Here is a 1,447-nt window from a genome sequence, read left to right as displayed (position 1 = left end):
TCACCTCCTAATGATGTTGTCAAGCGGCAGTTGTGACGGGGAGGTTGCTTTGGTAGCACCGTCCGTCACGGATCAGAGCCCACAGAACGTTCACTCGGCGGCGAGCCAGGGCGAGGACGGCCTGGGTGTGTCGTTTGCCCTCGGCGCGCTTGCGTTCGTAGAAGCGCCGGGATGCGTCGCAGTTGCGGATGCTGATGAGCGCGGAGGTGTAGAAGACGCGTTGCAGGCCGCGGTGGTAGCGCCGGGGGCGGTGCAGGTTGCCGCTGACGTTGCCGGAGTCCCGGGGCACCGGGGCGACACCGGCGAGGCTGGCCAGGCGGTCGGCGGTGCCGAAGCGGCTCATGTCGCCGGCGGTGGCAGCGAGGAATTCGGCACCCAGCAGAGGGCCGATGCCGGGCATGCTGGAGATCACTTCGGCGAGATCGTGTTCGCGAAACCGGGCCGCGATGAGCTTGTCGATCTCCGCGATCTGCTCGTTGAGGCTCATCACCTCCTTGGCCAGGGTGTGGATCACCTGCGCGATGACCTTCTCCCCGGTGACGGCGGTGTGCTGGCGCTCTGCGGCCTCCTGAGCGGTGGCGGCAAGGTCCTCGGCGCCGCGGACCTTGCGGTTGCGCAGCCAAGTCTCCAGCCGCTTGACACCGGTGCGGCGCAGGGCAGCCGGAGTCTGGTAGCCGGTGAGCAGGACCAGCGGACCGACGTTGCCCAGGTCCAGGACGCGCTCCAACGCAGGGAAAGTGCTGGTGAGTTGACCGCGCAGGCGGTTGATCCGGCGGGTCCGGTCGGCGTTCAGGTCGGTCCGGCGGCCGGTGAGGACCTGCAACTCGACGGCGTGCTCACTGTCCGGCCGCAGGACCGTCAGGTCCCGGCGCATCCGGGCCTGGTCCGCGATGACGGTCGCGTCCTTCGCATCGGTCTTGCCCATGCCCCGGTAGCCGGCCGAGGCCCGGTTGACCGCGAGCCCCGGTATGTAGACGAGGTGCTGACCATGGTTGAGCAGCACGTTGATCCACAGGGCTGCCATGCCGTCGGCGACGTCGACCGCCCAGACCACGTCCTCATCGATAGCCAGCACGTCGGCGAGCAGGACCAGCAGCTCCGGCTCGTCATTCAGCACCCGTCGCGACAGCAATCGCCCGCCCTCGGCGTCAAGGACCACGCAGTGGTGGTGCGTCTTGCCGATGTCCGTACCCGCCCAGATCTGGGCCACCAGTTCCTCCGGTCGTTCGATGCTGCGCTGTTCTCCCGGACGACCTCGCCGACGTGGTCCTACTCAGCGATACGCACGAACGCGCTCGCAGCTCCTAATCAGTGGCCGAGTCGTCGTGAGACACCGGGCGGCCAGGTGACTGGAGCCATCGAGGGCAACCGCATGAAAGCCATACCCGGTGTCTCTGGGCCTCTGGACCTTACGACGGCCCGTCTAACCCACGAACAAGGTAGGACC

At 67.4% G+C, this 1,447-nt stretch carries 1 protein-coding gene; it reads right to left on the bottom strand.

Going from position 1 to position 1,447, the window contains the following annotated elements:
• Positions 1 to 19: 19 nt before the first annotated feature.
• Positions 20 to 1,210 (bottom strand): IS110 family RNA-guided transposase, encoded by a 1,191-nt coding sequence (locus ACYUD3_RS38490; RefSeq protein WP_470981162.1) that lies wholly within the window; start codon positions 1,208 to 1,210, stop codon positions 20 to 22.
• Between the last annotated feature and the right edge of the window lie 237 nt (positions 1,211 to 1,447).

The sequence above is a fragment of the Streptomyces sp. AMJ-169 genome (assembly GCF_055597585.1).
This window is presented reverse-complemented; position numbering and strand designations above follow the sequence as displayed.